This window comes from Pedobacter deserti (assembly GCF_024436415.1).
Classification (GTDB): Bacteria; Bacteroidota; Bacteroidia; order Sphingobacteriales; family Sphingobacteriaceae; genus Pedobacter; species Pedobacter faecalis.
The window spans coordinates 3,116,458-3,135,447 of the sequence record NZ_JAFMZQ010000001.1; the positions used below are offsets into that span (position 1 = coordinate 3,116,458).

General features: G+C 44.6%; 17 protein-coding genes. 11 read left to right on the forward strand and 6 right to left on the reverse strand.

Annotated elements, in window-relative coordinates; genetic code table 11:
• Positions 1-78 precede the first annotated feature (78 nt).
• Entirely contained in the window at positions 79-366 is a 288-nt protein-coding gene (locus tag J3P40_RS14120; RefSeq protein WP_256006799.1) for a hypothetical protein, read from the forward strand.
• On the opposite strand, the gene J3P40_RS14125 is transcribed toward J3P40_RS14120, so the two are convergent.
• Both J3P40_RS14125 and J3P40_RS14130 read right to left on the reverse strand, forming a co-directional pair.
• Positions 356-982: a hypothetical protein gene (locus J3P40_RS14125; RefSeq protein ID WP_256006800.1), complete on the reverse strand. Its 627-nt coding sequence runs from the start codon at positions 980-982 to the stop codon at positions 356-358. The genes J3P40_RS14120 and J3P40_RS14125 overlap by 11 nt on opposite strands.
• Positions 983-1,070: 88 nt before the next feature.
• On the reverse strand, positions 1,071-1,463 hold the full coding sequence (locus J3P40_RS14130; protein ID WP_256006801.1) for a hypothetical protein: 393 nt from the start codon (positions 1,461-1,463) through the stop codon (positions 1,071-1,073).
• Between the two features lie 544 nt (positions 1,464-2,007).
• On the opposite strand from J3P40_RS14130, the gene J3P40_RS14135 reads away from it, so the two are divergent.
• The 10 genes from J3P40_RS14135 to J3P40_RS14180 all read left to right on the forward strand — a co-directional run bounded on the left by J3P40_RS14135 (position 2,008) and on the right by J3P40_RS14180 (position 16,489).
• Entirely contained in the window at positions 2,008-2,571 is a 564-nt protein-coding gene (locus J3P40_RS14135) for a sigma-70 family RNA polymerase sigma factor (protein WP_256006802.1), read from the forward strand.
• A 509-nt stretch (positions 2,572-3,080) separates the two neighbouring features.
• On the forward strand, positions 3,081-3,548 hold the full coding sequence (locus J3P40_RS14140; protein WP_256006804.1) for a hypothetical protein: 468 nt from the start codon (positions 3,081-3,083) through the stop codon (positions 3,546-3,548).
• Between the two features lie 58 nt (positions 3,549-3,606).
• Entirely contained in the window at positions 3,607-5,709 is a 2,103-nt protein-coding gene (locus J3P40_RS14145) for a S8 family serine peptidase (protein ID WP_256006805.1), read from the forward strand.
• Positions 5,710-5,946: 237 nt separating this feature from the next.
• On the forward strand, positions 5,947-6,237 hold the full coding sequence (locus J3P40_RS14150; RefSeq protein WP_256006806.1) for a hypothetical protein: 291 nt from the start codon (positions 5,947-5,949) through the stop codon (positions 6,235-6,237).
• A complete protein-coding gene (locus J3P40_RS14155) occupies positions 6,234-7,706 on the forward strand; it encodes a TlpA family protein disulfide reductase (protein WP_256006808.1) in 1,473 nt (490 codons plus the stop codon). The genes J3P40_RS14150 and J3P40_RS14155 overlap by 4 nt, the downstream gene beginning before the upstream one ends.
• Positions 7,707-7,926: 220 nt before the next feature.
• Positions 7,927-9,027, forward strand: coding sequence for a carboxypeptidase-like regulatory domain-containing protein (locus J3P40_RS14160; RefSeq protein WP_256006809.1), 1,101 nt, complete (start codon positions 7,927-7,929; stop codon positions 9,025-9,027).
• A 450-nt stretch (positions 9,028-9,477) separates the two neighbouring features.
• On the forward strand, positions 9,478-10,317 hold the full coding sequence (locus tag J3P40_RS14165) for a FecR family protein (protein WP_256006811.1): 840 nt from the start codon (positions 9,478-9,480) through the stop codon (positions 10,315-10,317).
• A gap of 107 nt (positions 10,318-10,424) precedes the next feature.
• The gene (locus tag J3P40_RS14170) at positions 10,425-13,751 is read left to right on the forward strand and encodes a SusC/RagA family TonB-linked outer membrane protein (RefSeq protein ID WP_256006813.1); all 3,327 of its coding nucleotides are present in this window, start codon (positions 10,425-10,427) and stop codon (positions 13,749-13,751) included.
• An 11-nt stretch (positions 13,752-13,762) separates the two neighbouring features.
• Positions 13,763-15,142: a RagB/SusD family nutrient uptake outer membrane protein gene (locus J3P40_RS14175; protein WP_256006814.1), complete on the forward strand. Its 1,380-nt coding sequence runs from the start codon at positions 13,763-13,765 to the stop codon at positions 15,140-15,142.
• Positions 15,143-15,151: 9 nt separating this feature from the next.
• Positions 15,152-16,489, forward strand: a complete 1,338-nt coding sequence (locus tag J3P40_RS14180) for a TlpA family protein disulfide reductase (protein ID WP_256006815.1) — start codon at positions 15,152-15,154, stop codon at positions 16,487-16,489.
• A gap of 51 nt (positions 16,490-16,540) precedes the next feature.
• On the opposite strand, the gene J3P40_RS14185 is transcribed toward J3P40_RS14180, so the two are convergent.
• From J3P40_RS14185 to J3P40_RS14200, 4 genes are all read right to left on the reverse strand, one after another.
• Positions 16,541-16,801 (reverse strand): hypothetical protein, encoded by a 261-nt coding sequence (locus J3P40_RS14185; protein ID WP_256006816.1) that lies wholly within the window; start codon positions 16,799-16,801, stop codon positions 16,541-16,543.
• A 27-nt stretch (positions 16,802-16,828) separates the two neighbouring features.
• Entirely contained in the window at positions 16,829-17,305 is a 477-nt protein-coding gene (locus J3P40_RS14190) for a MauE/DoxX family redox-associated membrane protein (RefSeq protein ID WP_256006817.1), read from the reverse strand.
• Positions 17,306-17,418: 113 nt separating this feature from the next.
• Positions 17,419-18,018: a Crp/Fnr family transcriptional regulator gene (locus J3P40_RS14195; protein WP_256006818.1), complete on the reverse strand. Its 600-nt coding sequence runs from the start codon at positions 18,016-18,018 to the stop codon at positions 17,419-17,421.
• Between the two features lie 22 nt (positions 18,019-18,040).
• Positions 18,041-18,979 carry a response regulator transcription factor gene (locus tag J3P40_RS14200; RefSeq protein WP_256006820.1) on the reverse strand — a complete coding sequence of 313 codons (939 nt, stop codon included), beginning with the start codon at positions 18,977-18,979 and terminating at the stop codon, positions 18,041-18,043.
• Positions 18,980-18,990 lie beyond the last annotated feature (11 nt).

Consider the following 18,990-nt stretch of genomic DNA (forward strand, 5'->3'; position numbering starts at 1 on the left):
TTTACCATAGGCAATTAGGTTGATTGACCCTAAAGTGCACACCCGGCTCGAAAAAAGAAATACGTATAAACCAGTAGATTGAAAAATACTGGTTTATACTTAGATAAAATTTTGAAAGAAAATTCGAAGAAAAGCAGCTCAAATCGTCAATCGACGACCTTTGAGATTGCAGAGCTGTTTTTGCGCAGAGACAACGCCGAATACACCGTCACAATCAAACCGTCGAAAGACTTAACAAAACAACGAGTAAAATTCACTCATTTTCTGCTTAGACCGGGAAGAAAAGAAAACCAAAAGGGCGCTGAAAGTTCAGTATCTGACACATTCTGTTCGAAGATGGCAAAGATACAAGCGGCTATGCCCTGATATAGTAATACCTGGAATGGAGCGATTCACATTTCAGCGACACCGGCAAACTGCGCTTTCTATTCATCAAGACAGACAATGACTTTTGCAGATCCGACGGGGTAAAGACAAGCCCAGCCGCGTTAAGTTCTATATACAATTCAAGCGCACTTCGATGAACATCGAAATATCCCTCATCTAAAAATTCAACCACTGCTTTATGCAAAACCAAATTAAGCTTCCGGCGCACACCTCTTATCACCCTTTTACTCCAAACAACCGTACCGGATTCCTGACCGTTGTGATAACGAACACAATGCCTGTAAACGATCTTAGTCGCAGTGACTCTCTTATAGCCATATATTATCACGTCTTCTCCTGGCGAAATCTCATTTGGAACCAGATCCCTGATCCCGACACCAAGGATCACCGGTAATACATCCAGCTGTTCTGTTTTGAGTTTGTCCTTGTCCGTTGGATCAAGCAGATCAAAAAAATACTTATTCCGCTTACCCATCAAAAAGGAGAGCTCCTCGTCACCAAGCCCAATGGACACCGCACGCTCATGCACCCGCCTTAGAATTTCGTAATCCATGCGGGACATCACCACCCGGCTGTCCATTCTACTTTTTGACATTGGTTACAAAAATACTTTGTTTAGCCATATGCACAGCATAGAAAAGTATCAGTACACTCCAAAAAGGAGGCGAATAAAACGGGAACAGCTAAACAGATTTGATTGCCACGAACTTCCCGTCCTGCTCCGCGAGTTCACTGTCACTGGTTGCAAGTTTCAAAGCATTAGCCAGAACCTCAACCTGATCCGCCTTCTCAATAAACAGGTATCTTGACACCTCCGAAATCGACCTTGGCTGTGCAAAATAACCGATCCCAATTAGTCCATCAATCACCAGCAAAATGTCCTCCGCATCACTTAAACTCAACACAACCTTATCCACGAGTTCACCAGCATTTGCACTTTGCGACGAGGGAAGCAGATCATGAACTGTACAGTTTAAAGCCTTGGCAAGTTTCGGCCACTCGTTTGGTGGATACTGCGTTTGCGACGTCAAGCTTTCAACCATACCAACATACCCTTCGGACCGCCCTAGTAACATTGACAGTGATCTAGATGATAGGCCCAATATCATACGGCGTAAACGAACTTGATTAATTACAAAGAGGGATATACATGTGATTTTTGACATAGAAGCGATTCTTCCTGCCAAGGAAAGCTTCCAGCACACAACTAACTGTAAAAGAAAATTTGCATTTTTGAAGGAAAACCTTTATTTTAGCAATGTTGATGGACACGTAATAACGTGCTTATCTGTAATTTAATTTGGTATTTGATACTGAATCTTGCTGCCGAAAACGTAGGAAATTTTAAGACACGCAAGATCAGGAGTAAATGCCCATTCTCTTACCTTTACGGGAAGAGATGGGCTTGCTCTTGTTCTCGTGTTAGGTCTCCTACGGCCGTCGGCAGGGAATGAGGTAAGTCCCATCTCTTTTCGATTAGAGGGCATTCTCTTCCTCCAGATTCGTGATCATGCCACAGAATCTGGGTGATGAAATTTATCGGGCAACAGCAAAGTCTTCTAGTTTGTACATACCGACAGGTTATACGGTTAGCGCTTCACCCGTTGACAGAACAAAGTCATGGAACGGGCCTCTAACTACACGGCACTCTCCGACCTAGAACTGATCGATATGTTAAAAGTGAACGATCATTTAGCGTACACTGAGATTTATAACCGGTACCAAGGCCTACTCATTGCTTTTTCGTTCAAGAAGCTGCAAGACGAGGATATCGCAAAAGATCTTGTACAGGATCTGTTCGTGAAACTATGGACTAAACGCGAGACGCTCACCATATCGAACTTGCCCGGTTTTCTTGTGACCTCGATGAAAAACCTAATGTTCAACCATTTCGAACACCAGCAGGTATCATCAAAATATATTGAGTCATTGGTCGACTTTACTAATACCGGCGATATGGCTCACGCAGACTATTTAGTAAGAGAGAAGGAATGGCAAAAGCATATCGAAACAGCGATAGCATCCTTACCTAACAAGATGCGCAAGGCGTTTATATCAAATAGAGTTGAATACAAAACATACGCTCAAACCGCTGAGGAACTCCAAACGACAGAGAACAATATTCAAAAGCATATAAATAGCGCTATTAAGTTATTAAAAACAAGACTAACCGCCCTTCTGTAAACCTACTAAAAATAGGCGATTTCGATGCTGTATCTGGGAGCGACATCTCAGGTACCCTACTGTTATTCAAAAAAATTAATCGCGCAGTGAGTAGGTCTTCTCACTAAGTAATAAGGCGCTTTACTAAGTGCTGCCATTTTTCAGCATTTTAACTTTATGAAAAACCTATTAGGCATTTGCTTATTCAAAACAAGAACGGAAATCTTAGTACTGTTAAAATTCATTTTCCGTAGCGAACTCATCAACGATTTTTCTGTGACGTCGGTCCATTAGGTATTTCGGAAAAACTGGTCAGGAATTAGCGTCTTTAAACTATCGGCTTCTTCAAAGCGCTATTCAGATATCTTTCCTGCGTGTGCTGGCTCTCTGATTTGTGCCTGATAATATCGCTTTGTAACTTAAATTTTACAAAATGAACTAACGAATATCTTACCAATTAACTAACTTAGAGAACATTATCAAGTTCAAAACGCTCAATTATCTTTTACTCATGTTTACCGAAGTTTGTTATGAAGACTTATAGCTTCCCATCGTTATTAGTAGTTGTCATTCTGTTTTTTTCATGTAGCAAATCAAGTCCAACTGACAATAACGAGCTTGTCCAGATACAACCAATTGATTACGATCTATTCCCAACCGTAAGGTTTTGCCCCTCTTCGAGCATTAATTCGAGTCAACAGAAGGAGTCCTTTATCGTTATCAAAGATGCAACTGCATACGCTGATGAGTTCGGCTGCCAGGCCACGATGCCAGAAGTTGATTTTAACACACACTTCATTTTGGCCGGTCGGGTAGCATTTCGACAATGTATAGAGACCAAGAACCAGAAAATTGAATTGAAAAGCGGTGTAATTCGCTACCATGTGGCTCTTGAGCAATCGGATTGCCAAAAAATTGATACAGCATTTTTCGCTGCGAGCTTGCCGATTGAATACAAGGACAAGGAAATTGATTTTGTAATCGAATACCTCAACTAATATTTGCCTTTCATAAAATAATTGACAAACTGCACTATAAACTTATCTAAACCATATCATGGACGCTTTTTATTGGTATAAAGGCCGGAAGGTGCATTTAACGCCCAATCCGCACTTCGAATTTTGGTTACTTACTTCCCCGACGATTTCTCTAACAAGTGTTGATGCTGAGGAGCATTTGCCTCAACCATTTGAGCCGAATCGTTTACAGTTAGGTAGTTTGGAGAAGTCTTCCGTTTTAGATGATTCGGATTCAAATCTCTATTGGACCATTGTTAAAACTTCTAGTTATAAGCTAGCTGACCCAGACGATGTGGACGTTATATACCGAGGGCCTTCGTTCACCTCGGAAAATGGAAAGCTACTATCACTTTCTCATATTTTCTATGTTAAACTCAAGGAGGGGGCTGACGATGAACTTCTATATAACATGGCCTCGGAAAATGGCGTTGTCATCGAGGGTAGAAACTCTTTTATGCCAGAATGGTATGCCGTAGCATGCACTAACGGGACGAAACAGAATTCTTTGGTACTGGCAAACCTATTTTATGAAAGCGGACTGTTTGAGGCTGCTGAACCTGACCTCATCGAGGACGTAAGAACATGCGCTAACGACACATACTTTTCTCAGCAGTGGGCGCTCCAGAATACAGGACAGTCGGGAGGGACTCCAGGAGCAGACATTAAAATGTGTCCTGCATGGGCCGTCACTACCGGCAATCCAAGCATAATCGTTGCAGTGGTAGATGAAGGTCTGGAATTCAATCACCCGGATTTCACGAACATATCGGCTACAAGCTTCGATAGCGAAACAGGTACTTCTCCAAGCATACTCTATGGCGCCCACGGAGTCGCATGTGCGGGAATAATCGGCGCCACGAGGAACAATAACCTTGGGATTGCTGGAATCGCTCCTGATATAACGCTTATGTCAATAAGTAATTCATTGTCTGGCTCGGTAAGTTCAAGAATGAAGCGTGCAGATGCAATTAATTTTGCGAGACTGAACGGCGCGTCCGTGATAAACAATTCATGGAGTTCTGATGTGCCTTACCAGGTCATTGACGATGCGATTAACTTAGCCACCTCAAGCGGCCGGGGTGGTTTGGGATGCGTTTTGACGTTTTCCGTTGGTAACACGGGCGCATCGTTCATACTCTATCCATCGAACCTTCCAAACGTCATGGCTGTTACGGCTACGAACTTCGCTGATTTCAGGGATATTGCAAATTATGGCCCTGGGCTTGATATAGGTGCACCTGGTTTCCAGATATACACAACGGACCTTGTTGGGCCGGCGGGTTACAATCCCTCCCCGAGTCCAGCAGGAGACTATTACAGTGCTTTTGGGGGCACGTCGGCTGCTGCGCCGCACGTTGCCGGGGTGGCAGCACTTGTTCTCTCTGTCAATAATAGCCTTACATATTCACAAGTTGCCAGTATAATTACCGGCAGCGCGGATAAGGTAGGCGGATATACATACGACTCAAACGGGTGGTCACCTCAGCTTGGGTATGGTCGGCTTAATGCCTGTAAAGCGTTGTGGGAGGCGCTTTCGCTAACCATTATGGGATCCGATCAAGTATGCACGCCGTCCACGTATTATATCCAAAACCTCCCAGCCGCATTTAATGTTGCGTGGTCTGTGACGCCAAGTAACATCGCACAGTTAACTACGTCCGGACAGGGTGCCACTTTGGGTGGCATTGCTAACGGTTCAGTGACGCTAACTGCTATGGTAACAGATCTCTGCGGTTCCTCTAAAACGCTATCAAAACTTGTACAAGTCTTTGCGGGTGCTCCTCAGATTGAAGGAATAAGTATAGTGAAGAGCGGCCCGTCATGCATAAGTTCCAGTACTCAACCGCTTTCATTTGGGTTGATATACAATGGCAGTTCTGGTTGTAACCTTTTTTCGGCGGGCATCACAGAGGTGCAATGGCAGGTGTTTAACTTTGGCTCAGGCACCATTCAAGTCACGAACAATTCGGGTGCTTACGCTTGTTCTACACCCGGTTCGGCTATTAATTCAGGAATTTCAGTGACCTTTAACATAGTGTCCTCCCCTTTTATGATTACAGTGATTGCTCGCATTAAAAATAGATGTGGTCAATGGAGTGACTATTCTCCAGGGTTTTCATTCGAGATAAGACGGTGTTGAAGGACTTGGGTTAGTGGCAATTTGACCAAGGCCCAATACATTTTGGTCATTTTACGGCGAGATCTGCGCCAATGTCCATATAAGCGATAACCCCTAGCAAGGGTACATATTGATAACTCGTTCCCTAAAACGCGCTCAGTAAAAGGTTGCCAATCAATTAAGCCGAAAACACTACAAAATGATTAACCATCATACAGCCCTCCTTTAAACGGTCGCCTTCTTTAACCAATCTTTGGTATGAAAAAATTATCGACAAAAGCCCAAAATCTCAAAGCAGAAGTATTGAGCAAGAATCAGTTGCTGAAAGTCTTTGGCAAACGCCGTAGTGACAATAGCGGGCGGGCATGCTCGGTGACCTGTCATGATTCCGAAGACAACGGGCTTACCCTCGGCGAGGTGACCACTTCTTCACGAAGCGCTATTGACTCCGTTTTCAAAAATGTAGAGGACGTCGCTAGAGCGATGCAACTGTGTCGGAAATTAACGTTGCTTTCTGTTACCGGGCCGCTTAACACAATATGGATATGAAATCAGTGTACATTCGAGCTTGTTTATTTTTTATTCTTCTGCTGTTTAGTGCTACCACAGTTTGTGCTGGATCGCCCACCGAAGTTATCTTCACTGGAAAAATCTACTCGAAATGGGCCGCAGGAGTGACGTTCTATTCAGATGCGGCCCATTTGGCTCAACCAAATATTTATTCTTTTCAAGCAAAACCGGATAGTACGTTCTTGTTAAGGTTTCATTTAAATCACCCCTTAGAGCTTACCATAAATCATATCCCTTTTTTTTGCCATCCCGGAGATTCTCTTCACATCGAGATATATCCCGAAGGAGTTACGCCAAGAATGAAATTTTCCGGCGAATCCTCTGAGGCATATAACTTTCTCGTTGACTTATATGAGTATGAGATACAGAAGAAAACGGCAAACGAAATTAGTTCTGCAGTCACTCAGAAAAATTTTGAGCAATTTTACCATCACCTGAAGTCGTCCCTTACAAGTAAGCTAAATAGTTTTGAAACCTTTGTGAGGGATAAGGCACCCAAACGAGATTTTCAGGATTATGTATTTGCCAGGCTGTACTTTCGCTATCTCGTTTCGTTAACTTCTCGTGTCTTTTTTACGGAAAAAGGCAATCCCCTGCTGGTTGAAAAGTATCTTAATCACCTGACCCCCGAAAAGCTGATGAACGATCAACACTTACACAGTTTTTATTACGTTAGGTCTTTGGATATCCTTTTAGAAAATCTCTGGGCCAAACCGCTACTTGCTCTTGACGATGAGCAAATTTTGAGACAACAGCACAGGTTTATAACCAAACATTTTAATGATGTTACAAAAGATGTAATGTTGGCCTATTTTTTATCAAGAACCTTTGTGAGAAAAAGTAATCAATACACCAATATACTGGCGAAACTGTTTGAACGCGGTACTATGTTTGCCGATCACCGGTACAATGATCTTTTAAAGCCTTCATATAATCAATTTCTAGCTACGAAGGACGATTGGACCTCCGACCAGACAACTTTGATATCTACAACCGGCCAACATATTTCATTTGGTGAACTTCTAGATTCACTGAAAGGAGATATCATTTATGTAGACCTTTGGGCAAGTTGGTGTGAGCCCTGTAAAGCAGAATTTCCGAAGTCGCAAAAACTGCAGCACCGCTATGCTGGAAAACGGGTGAAATTTATCTATTTATCTATTGATAAGTCGAAGCATCAATGGAAGTCAATACATAATGATTTACCACTAGATGGTGCATTAAGTTTCCTGATTGATCCTCCGTCACTTGATAAACTGAAGGAAAAAATCAATTTGACAACTATACCCCGCTATCTTCTTTACGACAAAGACAGCAAGTTAGTGTCCAGTTCGGCCCCTAGGCCGAGCGATGACAAACTGACTGCTTTGCTCGATCAGTTAACTCAAGGTGACGATACGAATCAGCGCGGCCAACCTATTGAAAACGGACGCGCAACAAAGAACTAATTCACGGCTAAGAGTGGCTGATCCCAGAACATCGTTTTGCGGCTGACAGTAAGGCATCTGTTACATTTTTGAACGCTTTCCGATCCTGTCACCTTTATCTTAGCTTAAAAAAACCATTAGCATTTCACCGATCAAATTATGCGAAAGAAGATGCAAATGAAGACCTTTACTCCAAATGATTCACTAATGTATACGCTTCCGGATATAAAAGAAACTCCTCATGTATAAACTGAACTTATCTCTATCGATTTTTGTTTGCCTGTTGATAATGAATGCCGCTTATGCTCAAAAGGGTGTCAATATAACAGGGATAGTCCTGGATCCAGACTCTATGCCACTAGAAGCGGCGACGGTCTTCATAAATTCCACAACACGAATTAGTCAGACGAAAACAGACGGAACTTTTGCAATTACAGGTTTGGCGCCGGGAATGTATCAAATATCCGTCAGCATGATAGGGCACTCGACCTATTCGGCCAATGTTGCAATTCAAAACGCGGATGTCAGTGTTAAAATAGTTCTGCAAAAAAAGGTCATTGAACTTGATGAAGTTACTATAGGTCCAGATTTAAGAAAAAAGAACCTCAAAATTTTCATCCGGGAGTTTCTGGGCAGATCGAAAAGCGCTAAAAATTGCCGCATACTTAACAGTGAAGCAATTAACTTTGGCTATATAGGCAACACAATGACCGCATGGACAGATAAATTTCTTGTCATTGAAAACCGCCATCTTGGATACCAGTTGCGGTACCTACTCACGTCATTTAAGTATAATATTGTTTCCCAAACTGCGATCTACGACGGACAGGTTGTGTTTAAAGAACTTGCGGGGTCGGCAAAGGAAAACAAAAAGTGGAGCAAGAACCGAAGTAAAGCGTACTATGGTTCAATGACGCATTTTCTGAGATCAGTGTTCTTTAACAAGGTTTTGCAACAGGGATTCATCGCGCAACAGTATTATAAAAATGTAGTTGAAAGTCCCTATGATAATCCGATGGATTTGGTATCAATAAATCCAAGGCCGATACGATTCGACACAGTAGTAACAGCGATAGATTCCTCTCTTATATCGTTTAAATTTTCAAATATTTATCTGACCTACAATCCAAAAAAGGCTGCAGCCATAGCAAGTATTTCAAAATCAGTTCCAGGAAAAACGGTACCTTTCGGACGCAACTCATCTGTAATTCGGTTAGTCACCAGCGAGGCGGTGATAGATAAAAGAGGAAGTTATGCTGATCCCCAAACTTTCTTCATATATGGTTACCTAGCGCGAAAGCGGGTTGGGGATCAGTTGCCTTTCGAATATTCACCTGACTGATATTGAATACGGCAAAGACCCGTGTTAACAACTAGGTGACTTTGCCAATGTGGGTGTCCTAAAGCAACCGTTACAAACGGAAAGACAACCACTGTGTTGATACCGGAAGAACGCCTATCTTATGGCGAGATATTTTAGGATAGTTTTTCCCATTTTGTCACCCTTCCCTGTCATAGCTAAAACAACCTGCTAATGACTCCAAAGGAAGCCCACGCGCTGATAAAAAAATATAACGAGGGAAAGTGTTCACCAGCCGAATGCGCTCTACTGGATTCCTGGTTTCTTGAGCTAAATCAGGACGCCCCAGTATTATCTGAAGAGAAAATAACCAAACTTGGCAGGGAAATCTTAATCGAACTCCCTCTCCCCGTTGCCGAACAAAAACCCGCCAGGCTATGGCCCTTAATCGCAACCACTGCGGCCGTCCTCATCCTGGCTATCGCCACCTGGATGTACTATGACAGTCAAATCCAGATACCACCCGCTTCCAGATTCGCCGATGTCGCTCCTGGACGCAACCGCGCCACCCTTACCCTCTCAAATGGTCAGACCATTCCCTTAGACGAGGAAAAAGGCCAGATCATCATCCGTCCCGAAAAGTTAACCTATGCCGACGGAACAAAAATACCGGTAGCCGACCCGACCGCCATACAAACCATCACTACGCCGAAAGGCGGACAATACCAGGTTGAACTGCCCGATGGAACCAATGTCTGGCTCAACGCTGAATCGATCCTACAGTACGCTACCAATTTGAATGTCGAGCAGGGAAAGCGCCGGGTAAGACTGGTCTCGGGGGAGGCTTACTTTTCGGTCACCAAAAACAGAAAGCTTCCATTTGTGGTGATCAGTAGAGATCAGGAAGTGCAGGTATTAGGAACAGAATTCAACGTCAATACCTATTTGGGGCACGGTCAAATCAAAACCACGCTACTAGAGGGCTCGGTAAAAGTAAGCTCAGAAAATAATATGGAAAGTATCACCCTGGTCCCAGGCCAGCAGGCCGTCACCAACCGAGGCAAGATCACCGCAAAGCAAGCTGACGTCCAACTGGAAACGGCCTGGAAACGCGGAAAAACCGAGTTCGAGGATGCTGACCTGAATACCGTCATGGGTATGCTAGAGCGTTGGTACGATATCCAGACGATCTACCTCACCAGTAATACGGAAGCACGTTTCACAGGGTCAGTCTCCCGGAAGAAAAATATTTCCGCCGTCCTCAAATTACTTGAATCGACGGGCGAAGTTCACTTTAAAATAGAAGGAAGGAAGGTATATGTTATGAAGTGATCCAGTTAAACATCTGAAAAAGATCAGAAGCGGTGGAACGCTCCTGATCATAAGTTCAGTCAAAAATTAAACACCGCTAAGTATTTAAATCAACAAAACCGAACCGAATGTACAAATTTTATACAAAACGTGCGCCGGCGCCCTGGCGTATGGCTACAGTTTCATCATCAACAATTTCTGCTATACCCGCGACCGGCTGGAAACCAAGCAAATGGCTTATGAGGACTTACGTGATCTTTCTTTCACTACTGATTTCATTCCTACAGGTTAGCGCATCAGGATATGGCCAGTCTATCAGCATCAACAGGAAGAACGTCTCTCTTGAAGAGGTATTCAGGCTGCTGAAATCTGAGACAGATTATGATTTCATCTATTCGAAAAAGCAAATCGCCGGGGCCAAGAAAGTAAGCATCAATGTAAAGAATGCCACCATTACCGAAGTACTTGACCAGTGCTTTCAAAACCAGCCTCTCAGGTACGCTATTGAGGAAAAGACTGTCATTATCAGGAGGAAGCCGGGCGCGCCTAGTTCAACACCTACCACCAAACAGCATACGATAATAGGAAAGGTGCTTGATAAGGATCAGCAGCCCTTGCCAGACGCCACGGTTACCGTGAAAGCAACAAACGTAAGCACGCAAACCGATCGAAATGGTAACTACCGAATCACACCTCTCCTAGCCCAAGGCTTTTTCGTGATCAGCTATACCGGATACAAAACGCAGGAAGTATCTTTTGATCTCTCCACTGACGAGTTGCAAATACATCTGGAGGAGCAGCAGGGCAATCTAAATGAAGTGGTAGTAATCGGATACGGGCAAACGACCCGTATGTTAAACACCGGCAGCGTGGCTTCAGTAACAGCAAAGCAAATCGAACAGCAGCCTGTGACTAATGTACTTTCAGCCCTGTCCGGGAGAATGGCAGGCGTGTTTGTACAAACCACCAACGGTCTGCCGGGCGGAAACATCAATGTCCAGATCAGGGGAAAGGGATCTATCCAGGCTGGAACTAGTCCGCTCTATGTCATAGATGGAATACCTTTTGACTCAAGTCCCATCGCTGCGGAAACTTCCCTTGGGTACTCATCAATCGCAGGAAACGTCAGCCCACTAAACAGTCTAAACCCTACCGATATCGAATCCATCAGCGTGCTGAAAGATGCTGACGCCACTGCTATCTATGGTAGCAGGGGCGCAAACGGCGTTGTTTTGATCACGACCAAAAAAGGCATCAAGGGTGCGGTTGTAACAGACTTAAACGTGTATCAAGGCATCAATATGGCTGCTGACCTTCCTGCAATGATGGACATCAAACAATATCTGAGCCTGCGCCGAGAAGCCTTCATCAACGACGGTCTTGTCCCCTCTAACGATCCCAATTCTTTTGCGTATGCGCCGGATCTGACAGTCTGGTCGCACGAGCAAAATACGGATTGGGCAAATTACCTCTTTGGCGGAAAAGGAAATGTAAGCAGCGCTCAACTTACTTTAAAAGGCGGCAGCAAGCAAACCGGTTTCATTATTAGTGGAAACTTCCGCAGAGAAAAGTCGTATTTAAGAGCAATGAATAACTACCAACGTGGTGGTCTGCACTCACAGGTTAGCCATGAATCTGAAAACCGAAAATTTCAACTAAACGCATCTACGACCCTGTCTATTGACCTCAACCGCATGTCCAATGGGCAAAACATTAGCCTGTCGACCTTACCGCCACCAAATTACCCGCTTATGGAAACTTCGGGCAGCTACAACTGGTTCGCTGGAAGTAACCTTCTAGCCGAAATGCTGGCTACCAATAGAATCTCGACGAATAATGTACTGTCCAACGTTGTAGCTGGTTACGAGATCGCTGAGAGACTTATGCTTAGAGTCAACATGGGCTACAACCGGATTCAGGTCGACCAAAGGCAAATCTATCCCAACGCAGCATTGTACCCCGGAACACCCAACTACACCCTTTTCGGTGCAAACATCAATCAGTCTTTCATTACCGAACCACAACTTAACTACCAAACGTCGATCGGTCAAAGCCAGCTGACGCTAATGGCCGGGGCAACCTATCAACAAAAGACTGGTGAGGGCACGTACATGGAGGCTCGGAATTTCGGAAACGAAGGCCTTATGGAAAACCTCGCTTCCGCAGGGTATATAGACGCACGTCGAAGTACCCAAATCGATTATAGATTTGCCTCGGTATTTGCCAGAGCAACATTCATTGCAAAGGAGAAATATGTCCTTAACGCCACAGCCAGACGGGACGGCTCAAGCAGGTTCGGCACTGGAAACCAGTTTGGTAACTTCGGCGCAATTGGCGCTGCTTGGCTCTTCAGCAATGAAGAATGGTCAGCGACCCTGCTTCCATTTTTAAGTTACGGAAAAATCAGAGCGAGCTACGGAATTACCGGCAATGATCAAATTACGGACTATCAATATCTACCAACCTACAGCAACTCTGGCCTTGTCTACGAGGGGGTTTCAGGCCTTCAGCCTAGCAGAATTGCAAATCCAAACCTCCGGTGGGAAAGCACCGGAAAGCTGGAAACGGCTGTGGAACTTGGATTCTTTAAGGATCGAATCCGGTTTAACGCTGGCTACTATAGAAATCGAAGCAGCAACCAACTGGTTAATTATACGCTCCCCGAAATGACCGGATTTAGCAGCTACCAGGCTAATCTTCCTGCGGTTGTAGAAAATACCGGCTGGGAGTTCGAACTAAGTACAAGCAATATCGTCAGCAAGAAGTTCCGCTGGTCCACCGATTTCAACATCACGCTTCCTAAAAACCAACTAAAAAGCTTTGAAAACTTTGAGAACTCTAGCTACTCGAGAACCCTCAAACTGGGCTATGATATCACCAGGATAATCGGCTACGAATTTCTCCGAGTCGATCCGAACAATGGACAGGCCATTTATGCAACTGAGGGCGACGACCCACAGGCAATGCCTGACTATTATCGCACAATCGGTAAACAAACACCGGACTTTTTTGGCGGCATGAACAACGCGTTTCAGTGGAAGGCATTGACACTGAATATCTTCCTTCAGTTTGTAGGTCAACGAAGTGTCGGGGGTATATTCTATACGCCCGGTTGGATATACGGAAACTACCGGCATCTGGAAAGACGCTGGCGACAAAAAGGTGATCAGACCGACATACCAAAAGCGAGTACAGGCCTTGATTTCTACTACGGCCAATCGTCTGCGAATTTCTTTGATTCCACCTATCTCAGACTTAAAAATGTCGCCCTATCGTACGATATGAATCCTGGCAGCGCTCAAAACTTACGTGCTTACATACAGGCTCAGAATCTGCTCACCTTTTGGGACGCCAACGCTCCGATCGCAGACCCCGAATCCGGGGCGCTTTCTGTCTCGCAAAAAAACCTCCCTCCGATGAAATCATTCACAGTAGGAGTTCAACTAACCTTCTAAAGATTTAGCATATGAATAACCTATTTTCCTCCACTAACAGATATCGTCTATTGCTATGCGCAGTGACATTTTTAGCAACCCTGGCAGCCTGCCGAAAACTCGTTGAGATCGACGACCCTAAAAATCAGCTTACCCCGGAGAAAGTTTATGCGGACACCAACGCAGCGCAAGGTGTCATTGCGAATGTGTATGCGAACTATGAACGGAATATAAACCCTATATTGAATCTTTCGCTCGCCCTTTATGCTGACGAGCTCAATTATTTTGGTTTAAATACCGAAACCATAGAATTCTTCCAGAGTCGTGTTTCTACCGGAAATCAAAGGAACCAAAGCCTATGGGCGAGGCTCTATAACATGGTATATCAATGCAATGATTTGTTGGAAAAGCTGCCCGTCAGTGAAAATCTCCCTGACGCCTTCCGAAAACGCGTGGCAGGGGAAGCGCATTTCCTTCGGGCATTTGCGTATTTCCACCTTATCAACCTTTATGAGAATATTCCAATTATACTTGCTACCGATGTTGCCGCTTCATCCAAAACAGGACAGAGCAACCTAGCCATAAATTATGCGCAGATCGAAGCAGATTTACAATCTGCACAGAGTTTATTAAACGACTATCCATTACCACACACGAAAACGAGGGCTAGCTACTATTCGGCTACCGCTTTACTTTCCAAGGTATATCTTTATCAGCAACAGTGGCCAGCAGCGGCAGAAGCTGCAAACATTGTGATCAATTCAAATTTATTCAAACTGGAACATCCGGCAGAAGTTTTCAAAGCTTCAAGTGCTGAGACGATCTTTCAGTTTTGGACTCCTCAGGGCTATAACTATAACACCCCTGAGTTGATACTCACAAATACAAACAACCCACAATATGCGCTAAACACCCAATTAGGGACCGCCTTCGAGACTGATGACCTCAGAAAAGAGCACTGGGTAGGTATCAGAAGCCTAAGCAACGGCTCAAATACCCAAGTTTACTTTTATCCGATCAAATACAGCAACACGGCGGCAGACTCTTCAGATCCGGAGTATTTTATATACTCGCGGCTGGCCGATCAATACCTTATTCTTGCTGAAGCCAAAGCAGAACTAGGCGACTTTGATGCATGCATGACAGCCTTAAACGTGCTGCGCGAACGCGCAAATATCCAGACCTATAGTAACCTAAGCTCAATAGAACTCTGCAGGGAAGCAGTGACGAGAGAACGCAGATTGGAACTATTCCTGGAATCAGGCGACAGGCTATTTGACCTAAAACGTACCGGAAAATTGAATGAAATCCTGAAGGCAAAGCCGCTCTGGCTGCCAAGAGCCAGAAATTTACCTATCCCAAGAAACGAACTTTCAAGCAACCGTAGTCTGATTCAAAACGATGGCTATTAATTCGATATCATGAAAAGCACTTACCTAGCATTAACCATCTTATGGGTTGCGTCTACTGCTGTCACCTTTGCCCAAAGCAAGCTTTCGGTTTTAAAAATTGGAGACACAGTCCCCAACATAACGGTCAAGGATTTCCGGGCACTCTCGGGAGCCACCAACATTCGTGAAATGTCTTCTAAAGGTGGGCTCATCATAAGTTTCTGGGCAACTTGGTGTACGCCGTGTCTACGAGAAATGAGGTTGCTTGATTCGCTCAGCACAGAAAACAAAAGTCGGCTCAGGGTTATCTCCGCAACCTATGAGACAGAGGACGCTGTTAACAGGTTCTTTCGGCGTAACGCTGCACCTCAATCAGCATCTTTGCTTGTCGTAGCCAACGATTCGACACTCCATGATCACTTCCCTCACCGCTCAATCCCACATAATATATGGATTGATAAACAAGGGATTGTAAAAGCAATAACCGGAAGCGACGAGATAACCAGAGCGAACCTTAGTCGATTTTTGTCAGAGGGCTCGAGCGACCTCTATCAAAAGGACGACGATTTGGCATTCGACTTCCTCAAGCCCTACCGTATCGCTGATGACGAGATCGGCTACCGTTCCCAGATATCAGGCTACAATCCCCGCATTACAAGTGGCGTTAGTTACAACCCGAAAACAGGTGGTACTACACAACGCTATTTTTCCTGGAATACCCGTATAGCGGAGCTATTCTGGACTGCCTATACCGAGCAGATGACTATACGGATCAACTGGGATTTAGTGGAGTTGCAGACTAGCGATTCTGTCCGCTTCTATCATCCCAGAAGTAACATGGCCCAGTTCGAACGCTCAAGATATTACAGTGGTGATTTTGCAAAAGACGAGCGAAAGTGGAATGCAGAAAACCTTTATTGTTATGAACTGATCTTACCGCGGCACACAAGCAACTCGGTAGTCGCTGAATACATGTTTAACGATCTTCAGCGCTTTTTCAACATCAAAGCGGAAGTCAGGAAAAGGATAAAGCTATGTCGCTTAGTGTTCTTCGGGCAGACAAACATCACCAGAGCAGACAGTCTAGCGGCGAGTACAATCGAACTACAGGACGGTTTACTTATTGTGAAGAATAAGACAATAGAAGAGTTGCTAAATTACTTGTATGAATGGTTTGGCAACAAGGAGCCTTACATTAACAGGTCGGGTGTTCATCATGGTATTAACTGGGAGATCAAGCTTCCAAAGTTAAACGGCCGACAGACCTACTCAGAAAACGAGCTCTGGGACGCCCTGAAAAAGCAGGGCATGACTTATAAAATGAGGAACAGACGATATCCTGTGCTTGTCCTGCGTGACCTGAATTAATTGCTGGCAAGGAAGATTTCCTCTTTCTTGCCAGCATTCCGGATACAAACCCTAGTTGAAGCGGATAGTTGCATTCAGCGGGCCGGTTCCTGACACCCGGGTTCCGGTGGCGCAAACGCTCCCAGCGCCCGAGCAATTATAGTTCGACTGTGCAGCACTCACAGTTCCCTGAAAATTCGGTGACCCTGGCTTAGTCCAGTTGTAAACGGTCGGATCCTGACCAACGGTTGACTCCGCTGCGTTAGTCACCAGGGCTCCAGTCACTCCTGCAAGCACCGCAAGAGAAAGGATTGTTGTCTTTAAACTTTTCATTTTGTTTAATTTTAATAAGAAATTTGGTTAATTGTATCTATTCACGCGTAGAATATTCTGGTATAAAGTTGGTATGCGATTTTTCGGTCCATCTAGAACTAATCCTGAAATAGCCAAAAAGATAAAGGCGAAATTGAAAATGAGATGAGCGTCCCAGCCCAAAATTGAAAGAACACCTCCGCACGTACAGGGCAATTGGGCTTTGGAAAGTAACATCAGCCCGATATATATCTGGAAAATTGACAGCAAAAGGATTGTGGTAACCAACCCTAGTCTTCGCCACCTATCAGTGAGCAAGGCGAAGACAACTATAACTTCAACCGTCGGAACAAGCCACGCCCATACATTCGCGAATTCCTTCACTATCAAAAACGGGGATAACTGCATCTGGAAGACGAACTTTTCATAATCCATCAATTTGCTTGCAGCAGTATAACAAAACAACAGGGTGATCATCGCAATACTAAACCAGTAAGCCAACCACTTTATTTTCTGGCGTTCCATAATCTGATCATTTATCTATATCAAATCTCAGCAATCCAGCGCCACCAGGGTAAGCTTTACATCGGAAAGTTGTCCGATATAGGTCGGATCTTTGAATGAGACACGGCTACAAGCTACTTGAAACCTTGCTTTCGCAGCCTGGAAAGCGTGTCGGGCGTGACGCCCAAATATTCCGCAATATATTTCACCTTGGTCTTCAGAAATAAGGCCTCCAGTTCTCTTTTGTGCTCTTGGTACCTCTCCTCAGCAGATCGCTTCAGCAATTCAACCACGAAGCGCTGACGACCCCGGGCATAAAAACTTCTGAGTCTTTCAACCGTCTGCTCAATATCCGGAAATTCGTGCTTTAACCGCAGCCAATCCTGGTAATCCAGAAAAACCAATACACTATCCTCTAAAATCTCAATCGCTTTGTCGGAAGGTTCCTGACTAAAAAAGCCGGGCTCGACGCACACCAGGGTTCCCTCCTGCCAAAACCAACTTGTGTATTCTGCTAATGTCATTTCATCGACTTGAACCTCCCTGGCAAGCCCCTTAAGCAAAAACCAAATTCGATGTTGCGTTTGCTGGTAATTAAGCACTCGAACGCCTTTCGCATATTCCACTTCAATCAAGGCCGATCTCAGACTTATCCTGAAGTTACTGTTGACTTCAAAAAACCGTTCGATAAAAACAAGCACAATCTGAAAAGCCGAATGGGAAATAGATTTCATGGGATGGATATTAGTTGTAGTGCTATGCACGAAAACGTAACTGCTCAACAAGGTCGAATCTCTTGTTCACCCGCGTTTTGGAAAAAATATTGCGTACGTGAACACCAACGGTTCGTTCAGCAATAAACAGCGCTTCGGCAATCTCCCTATATGTTTTTCCCCGGCAAAGAAGTTCAGCAACTTCGGCCTCGCGCCTGGTAAGCCCGTACATTCTGCAAGCTTCTTCAAAACTCATTTCCTGATTTTCACCTATGGCTTCCAAAACCAGCAGCCGTTCGTGTTCCATTCGCTGGAACCTTCCGGAACGAAGCATAAAGAGGATGGTGATAATGATGAAGCCTGTGTTGGTGACCAAGACCTCAACCCACTGAGAAATCTGCAAGTAAGCGAAGACAGTCATACATACCCAAGGTGACATGGCAAAATAAACTGCCTTCGCCTCAAGTGCGCTGTGCGGGACGCTCATCTTATCCACCGCTTTAAGTCTGCGGCCTATCGCCCGGGTGATCGCGTAAAAAAGGTATAGCGAATAAAAAAACGGGACAACCAGTCCGTATTTAATGGCAAGGTCGAGATTCCCATTAAGTGCATATACAAGACCAAAGAACAATAGATAAGGGCCCAGCAAGAATAACGGCACCCCAAAAATTGCCTGAAAGCGGAGACTGTCAAGCTCAAACGCTCGATAAAAATAGTATGGAAAGTAAGAGGCCGTCAAAAATCCAGACCCATATGCAATGATGTTTTGTAAGCGCACCGAGAGCCAAGTAATATCCGGATCCGGAAACAGTCCACCCGTTAAGTTATATACGATAAGCAGGCCTAGCAAAACCAAATACCATAGGCGTGACTTGTCCTGCGGCCAGGCGTAATAGTACCAAAGCTGGAATCCAAAAAAAATGAGCTCCATCGCCACAATAATCAGCGTCAACACATGCATTTCAGAATTGAACACATTCATCTGCCTAACGA

Bases quoted from the DNA above. Each gene is read 5' to 3' on its own strand.
- J3P40_RS14140 (WP_256006804.1), top strand. From the start codon at position 3,081: ATGAAGACTTATAGCTTCCCATCGTTATTAGTAGTTGTCATTCTGTTT.
- J3P40_RS14200 (WP_256006820.1), bottom strand. From the start codon at position 18,979: ATGAATGTGTTCAATTCTGAAATGCATGTGTTGACGCTGATTATTGTG.
- J3P40_RS14150 (WP_256006806.1), top strand. From the start codon at position 5,947: ATGAAAAAATTATCGACAAAAGCCCAAAATCTCAAAGCAGAAGTATTG.
- J3P40_RS14145 (WP_256006805.1), top strand. From the start codon at position 3,607: ATGGACGCTTTTTATTGGTATAAAGGCCGGAAGGTGCATTTAACGCCC.
- J3P40_RS14160 (WP_256006809.1), top strand. From the start codon at position 7,927: ATGTATAAACTGAACTTATCTCTATCGATTTTTGTTTGCCTGTTGATA.
- J3P40_RS14175 (WP_256006814.1), top strand. From the start codon at position 13,763: ATGAATAACCTATTTTCCTCCACTAACAGATATCGTCTATTGCTATGC.
- J3P40_RS14170 (WP_256006813.1), top strand. From the start codon at position 10,425: ATGTACAAATTTTATACAAAACGTGCGCCGGCGCCCTGGCGTATGGCT.
- J3P40_RS14155 (WP_256006808.1), top strand. From the start codon at position 6,234: ATGAAATCAGTGTACATTCGAGCTTGTTTATTTTTTATTCTTCTGCTG.
- J3P40_RS14195 (WP_256006818.1), bottom strand. From the start codon at position 18,018: ATGAAATCTATTTCCCATTCGGCTTTTCAGATTGTGCTTGTTTTTATC.
- J3P40_RS14180 (WP_256006815.1), top strand. From the start codon at position 15,152: ATGAAAAGCACTTACCTAGCATTAACCATCTTATGGGTTGCGTCTACT.
- J3P40_RS14185 (WP_256006816.1), bottom strand. From the start codon at position 16,801: ATGAAAAGTTTAAAGACAACAATCCTTTCTCTTGCGGTGCTTGCAGGA.
- J3P40_RS14165 (WP_256006811.1), top strand. From the start codon at position 9,478: ATGTACTATGACAGTCAAATCCAGATACCACCCGCTTCCAGATTCGCC.
- J3P40_RS14130 (WP_256006801.1), bottom strand. From the start codon at position 1,463: ATGTTACTAGGGCGGTCCGAAGGGTATGTTGGTATGGTTGAAAGCTTG.
- J3P40_RS14135 (WP_256006802.1), top strand. From the start codon at position 2,008: ATGGAACGGGCCTCTAACTACACGGCACTCTCCGACCTAGAACTGATC.
- J3P40_RS14125 (WP_256006800.1), bottom strand. From the start codon at position 982: ATGTCAAAAAGTAGAATGGACAGCCGGGTGGTGATGTCCCGCATGGAT.
- J3P40_RS14190 (WP_256006817.1), bottom strand. From the start codon at position 17,305: ATGGAACGCCAGAAAATAAAGTGGTTGGCTTACTGGTTTAGTATTGCG.